The sequence below is a fragment of the Algoriphagus sp. genome (genome assembly GCF_024642405.1).
GTDB lineage: Bacteria > Bacteroidota > Bacteroidia > Cytophagales > Cyclobacteriaceae > Algoriphagus.
Map to the genome: position 1 here is coordinate 1 of NZ_JAHEBC010000235.1, position 5,972 is coordinate 5,972.

The following is a 5,972-nucleotide window of genomic DNA, read 5'->3' on the forward strand; positions in this document are numbered from 1 at the left end:
TTAGGAAAGTGGGGAATTACAGCTTTTATCATTGATAAAACCATGGAAGGTTTCACCAGCAGTGATGTTAGAGATAAAGTGGGAATGCGTACAACTCCCATGGGAAATCTCTATCTAAAGAACTGCTTTGTTCCTGATGAAAATCGATTGGGTAGAGAAGGCTCCGGTCTTAGTCTTTTCAGTTCGGCAATGGAATCAGAGCGTGGTTATATCTTTGCAAGTCAAATAGGAAGATTGGAGAAGCAATTAGAACTTTCAATCGCCTATGCCAACGATCGTAAATCTTTCGGCCAAAGTATTGGAAAATTTCAGTCTATATCCAATCGTATAGCCGATATGAGGCTAAGACTTGAAACCTCAAAAATGCACCTTTACAAAGTGGCTTATCTAGATAAAAATGATCTACCGTTAATGCGGGAAGCTGCTATGGCTAAATTGTATATTAGTGAGGCTTTTGTGGAATCCAGTTTGGATTTTATAAGAATTTTTGGAGCCAAAGGAGTTGTGACAGAATACGAAGTAGAGCGCGATCTCCGTGATGGATTGGGTGGATTAATTTACTCAGGCACATCAGATATTCAGCGGAATATTATTGCTAAATTGGATGGTTTACTATGAATTCAAAGAGTCAAATATTAAGTGAACTCATCGCTACTGGGGCAAAGAAAACTCCCAATAAAGTCGCTTTTAAGAGTGCTGAAGGCAAAATTACCTATCAAGAGTTGGAATCCAAAAGCAATCAATTAGCAAATTGGCTTGTGGAAAACCAAGTGAAGAAAGGAGACCGTGTCGGCATACTTATAGAGAAAAATATTTACACTTCATTTGCAGTATATGGCATCTTAAAAGCAGGAGCAGTATTGGTTGCCTTGGATCCCAATCAACCCGCCGAAAGACTCGATTCCATCATAGCCGATTGTAATATTAAAATCATTCTTACAATCCCTACGCATCAAAGGATAATAAATAAGATTGATACCCAAGAGTTACTTCTGGTAGGCTCTGATCCAGGTGTATCCTGGGAGAATCTATTTCGATTGGCAAGTGACTCTCCATTAGATTTAGAAATCAAGCCAAGTGATCTTGCCTACATTCTTTATACTTCTGGATCTACCGGTGAACCAAAAGGAATTGTCCATTCCCATGCAAGTGGTTTGGCTTATGCAAGGCAATCTGCCTTACTTTATGAAGTTTCCGAGAATGACATAATTGGCAATGTAGCCTCATTACATTTTGATCAAAGTACATTTGGATATTTTTCAGCAATTTATGCCTGCTGTACAACTTATATTTTTGGAACCAGCGAACTTGTCATGCTGGGAAGTTTCTGTGAGGCTGTAAGAACAAATGGAATTTCCATTTTGTATTCTGTTCCTTCACTCTTCATTTCATTAGTTGAAGGTGGCTTTGATCTGGATTTTCCATCAGTAAGATGGATTAAATATGGAGGAGAATCCTTTCCTGCAATCAAGTTAAATGAATTGCTAAGTAAGGCACCAAAAGCGAAACTTTCCAATGTTTATGGTCCTGCAGAAGTAAATCAATGCACTTATTTTACGATTACTGAGCCTATTGAACCAGAAAAAGAGGTACCGATCGGTCAGGTCTGGGACAATACGTCTTATTTAATTTTGGATAAGGAAGATCAACCAGTAGCTCAAGGTGAACAAGGAGAGCTTCTAGTTCATTCAATTACGATGATGTCTGGCTATTGGAATAATGATCGCCTGAATGAGAAGTCTTTTTATATTGATACAAAAGAAGGCAAAGAAATAAAGTATTATCGAACTGGAGACTTTGTCTATTTGAATAAAAGTAACGAGTTGGTATTTGTGGGGAGAATGGATCGTCAAGTGAAGATTAGTGGTTATAGAATTGAACTTGGAGCAATTGAACAGGTTTTAATAAAATGTCCTGAGGTAAAGGATGTAGCCGTTTTTACTTGTAAATCCAATGGAATCCGAGAATTGTGTGCTGCAATAGTTCCCAAGGAGAGTTCTTTGGATACTGATTCATTGAGAAAGAGGTTATTAAAGCTTCTACCAAAGACAAGTATTCCAAAACACTTCTTTGAGGTACAGTCTTTGCCTCATTCAGGAAATGGTAAAGTTCATTACCAAAAGTTGGAAAAACAGTTTTCTAATTAAAATAGAGAGTTGATATAAATTATGCTTAGCCAGGATCAAATCAATACATACGAGCAACAAGGATATTTGCAAATAAATAATTGGCTGGAAGGTGAAGAGTTAGATCAGATCGTTCAGGCAATAGAAAAAATGGAGCAATTGGATGGGCCTGAGTTTTTCAGGGAAAAAAGTTCCAAGAAAATCAGGACTATTTTTGCACCCGAAAAATTTGATTCTTCCATTTTAGCCTTACTTGAAAGCTCCTCTTTACCGAAAATTATTGAGCAGCTTTTGAAAACTGACTTCTATCTGTTTCAGTCCAAACTGAATACAAAAAGTAGTCTTGAATCAGGAGTTTGGAGTTGGCATCAGGATTTCAAATTTTGGAAAGAAGATGGTATGATCGCCCCAAATGCTCTGACAGTAGCTATTTTATTGACGGACGTAGATGTAGCAAACGGCCCAATTTTGGCTATCCCCTCTTCCCAAAAGGAAGGAGAAGTTGAATCATATCTGAATAATCCAGATGGAGTTCATGATGAGAATCTAAAGTATATGATTTCTCAGGGCACCTTATCTGAAATGGTGAATAAATACAGCCCAATTATTCCATTAACCGGCAAAGCAGGTGATGCCCATATTTTCCATTGTAATTTGCTTCATGGATCTTATCAAAATATGGGAGTAATTGATAGAAAACTTTTAATGTTTACATTCAACCCCATTGACAATATCAAAGAAGTTTCAAATCCTAGACCAGATTATATGGTTAAAAGAAACCTAACAGCATTAAATCCAAAGTAATGGTCGAAGAAATTACTAATTACATAAATGAGGAAATTGACGTCCTCGTCAGCCAAGAAGAGGAATTATTAAGCAGTGGTTTGATTGATAGCATTACTATCATGAAACTTATTGCTCATTTGGAAGAGACGTATGAGATTAAAGTCCCACCGCAGGATATGGTGATAGAAAATTTTAATACTGTTTCATCCATTACAGAATATATTGCCCAGCAGCAGAATAAATAAATAAAGATTGCAAGTAACAAAAGACTCCATTTCCAGCCTTACGGGAAGTCAGCAAAGTATTTGGGCTAGTCAGAAAATCGATCCTAGCTCAACTTCAAATTACCTTCCACATACATTTGAATTTAGTGGAGAAATTGATTCACATGCTTTCAGCGAGGCTTTTAAGCAACTGATAGCCAATAATGATTGCCTTCGAACTGTTTTTCATGAAAATGAAGATTCGGATGTTGAGCAAATCGTATTGGACCAACTAGATTTTGACTTTTCTTTTGAGCAGATTTCTTCATCGGAACTTGATTCGTTTATAGAATCTCGGATTCACATCCCAATTGACCTTACTCAAAGATGTTTTGATTCCATCCTTTTAAAGGTTAGCGAAGGTAATTTCATTTGGTATTTGAATATGCATCACATCCTTGCTGATGCTACTACTTTTAAGGTCCTTTTTGATGAAATGGCCAAACTTTACTTTGCTAAGCTAAAAAAGCAAGAGGTTGATTTTGGACAAAAAGCAAGTTTTGAGGAATACAGAGAGTTTGAACAGAAAAAAAGAAATAACAAAAATACCCCAGCTGCTGAATATTGGAAGTCCAAAGGGCAAGTTCCAACGAAGGAATTATCCTTATATGGAAATCGTAATTCACAAACCCAACCAAAAGCTACAAGAGTTAAAATCCCAATAAGCGCTGAATTGAAGGTTCTTTTGGAAGAAAAACTCACTACGGAAGGATATCGATCTTTTAATCCAGACCTTACAAAATTTACTATTTGGTCGACTATTTTCGCTGCCTTTATCTCAAGAATTTCAGGAGAGTCGGTCATTCGATTGGGAAGCCCCTTTCCGAATCGGAATCTCAGTAAATTTAAAAATACTGTAGGCTTACTTATTGAGGTTTTACCCATTGACATTCATATTGATCATGAAGAATCTTTCCAAAGCTTATTTGGCAAGGTTAGACAAGAGCTTTTCGATTTTTTCAAAAATGGTTACCCCGGTGCTCAAACCATGGAAAGCTCAAGAGGAATCCATCTTGTAGTGAATTACATTCCGCTTTATTTCGGTGACTTTGGAGGAATTCCAACCAAAACAAAATGGCTATTTCCCGATCAATTAGACTCGGGTCATAGACTCCGTTTTCAGGCTTTTGATTTCAATGATAAAAGAAACCTTGATTATTATTTCGATATCAATGAAGCCTATTTTACTCCTGCTCAGATTGCTCTTCTTCCATTCCATTTCGAGAAGATGGTTCAGGCATTTATCAAAGACGATCTATCCAGAATTGCAGAGATCAAGCTAGTTTCAGAAAAGGAAGAAGAACAGCTCATTTCAATTAAAAAAGGAAATGAAAGAAAGATCCCATCATTTGATAAACTCCTCCAGACTTCATTTGAACAAAGTTCAAATAATCAAGCTTTAGCTTTGGGAGAAAAATCGCTTTCCTATCAGGAATTAAATTTATTGTTAAATAAAGCAATTCAAATACTTAAAAAACAAGGAGTTAAAGAAAAAGATGTGGTCGTGGTTCATCAAGAAAGGTCCATCGATTATATAATATCTATCCTAGCCATCCTACGATTAGGAGCCACATTTGTCCCTATTCCTGTTGATCTTCCTAAAAAACGAATTGAAGGAATTTTAGAAGATTTGAATCCAACACTAATTATTAGTTCTTCTTCAGAATTTGAATCCTTTTCTGTAATAGATTTAAAGCTTAAAGATCTACTTTCTTATAAATTGACAGATTCCGAACTGGATCTAAATCTTGACTCGAATCGAACAGCTTATATTCTATTTACTTCTGGTTCTACTGGAAAACCTAAAGGTGTTGAAGTATCGCTCCCCTCTTTGTCAAATTATTTAATTGAAGCTAAAAATTTGTATAGTAGAGAACAAGAAGTACATATGCCCTTCTTCACCTCTATTGGTTTTGATTTAACTATCACTTCCTTATTTCTTCCACTTATTACTGGAGGGACTATTTATATTTATTCTGAAGGGAAAAGTGGCCCAGATGTATCTATCTTGGATGTAATTAAGAACAAAGAGATAAACACGATTAAACTTACTCCTTCCCATGCGAGAATAATTCAGGAAACTTCTTTAAAGGAATCAGAGCTGAAAACAGTGATTTTTGGAGGCGAAAACCTTGAAACAAGTCTTGCTACAGCTTTTAAAAATAATCTACCGGAAGGGGCAGAAATTTTTAATGAATATGGGCCAACGGAAGCGACGGTAGGTTGTATCGTCCACAAATTTGATTTGGCTGAGAAAGCATCCTCTGTTCCTATTGGAAAACCTATTGCAGGATGTTATTACTATATTTTAGATGAGAGCTTAAATCCTGTTCCCCAAGGTGTACAAGGGAACCTTTTCCTCGGAGGTGAAGTGCTAGCCAAGGGATACTATAAAAATCCAAAGCGGACTTCAGAATCATTTATAGATGATCCTTTTCAGGAAAACCAAAAGATTTACAAAACCGGAGATCTGGTAAGGTTAAATGCTTCTGGAATACTGGAATATTTTGGAAGAATTGATGAGCAGATAAAACTAAATGGAGTTAGAATTGAATCGGCAGAACTGGAGATTTTACTTTCTAAGTTTCCTACTATCGAAGAAGCCCATATTGTTGTAGCTGACTCAAATGAAGATTTATTTGAAGCACCTGATTTTTACTGTAAGAACTGCGGAATCCCATCAAATTACCCGGATGCTTCCTTTAATGAAGAAGGAATCTGCAACTTGTGCGAATCTTTTGAAGAATACCAGAAGAATGTTTCCTCTTACTTTAAATCCATTGATAACCTGAAATCT

At 36.4% G+C, this 5,972-nt stretch carries 5 protein-coding genes; all 5 read left to right on the forward strand.

What is annotated here, in order from left to right:
• Positions 1 to 618: acyl-CoA dehydrogenase family protein (locus tag Q0L68_RS14955; RefSeq protein ID WP_296704795.1), on the forward strand; the 618-nt coding region annotated here is incomplete at its 5' end.
• Positions 615 to 2,147: an amino acid adenylation domain-containing protein gene (locus Q0L68_RS14960; protein ID WP_296704796.1), complete on the forward strand. Its 1,533-nt coding sequence runs from the start codon at positions 615 to 617 to the stop codon at positions 2,145 to 2,147. The genes Q0L68_RS14955 and Q0L68_RS14960, both read left to right, overlap by 4 nt.
• 21 nt (positions 2,148 to 2,168) lie before the next feature.
• Positions 2,169 to 2,930, forward strand: coding sequence for a phytanoyl-CoA dioxygenase family protein (locus Q0L68_RS14965; RefSeq protein ID WP_296704798.1), 762 nt, complete (start codon positions 2,169 to 2,171; stop codon positions 2,928 to 2,930).
• Positions 2,930 to 3,157 (forward strand): acyl carrier protein, encoded by a 228-nt coding sequence (locus Q0L68_RS14970; protein ID WP_296704800.1) that lies wholly within the window; start codon positions 2,930 to 2,932, stop codon positions 3,155 to 3,157. The genes Q0L68_RS14965 and Q0L68_RS14970 overlap by 1 nt, the downstream gene beginning before the upstream one ends.
• Positions 3,158 to 3,164: 7 nt before the next feature.
• The coding region (locus tag Q0L68_RS14975) for an amino acid adenylation domain-containing protein (RefSeq protein ID WP_296704803.1) at positions 3,165 to 5,972 on the forward strand (2,808 nt) is incomplete at its 3' end.

Bases quoted from the DNA above. Each gene is read 5' to 3' on its own strand.
- Q0L68_RS14965 (WP_296704798.1), top strand. From the start codon at position 2,169: ATGCTTAGCCAGGATCAAATCAATACATACGAGCAACAAGGATATTTG.
- Q0L68_RS14960 (WP_296704796.1), top strand. From the start codon at position 615: ATGAATTCAAAGAGTCAAATATTAAGTGAACTCATCGCTACTGGGGCA.
- Q0L68_RS14970 (WP_296704800.1), top strand. From the start codon at position 2,930: ATGGTCGAAGAAATTACTAATTACATAAATGAGGAAATTGACGTCCTC.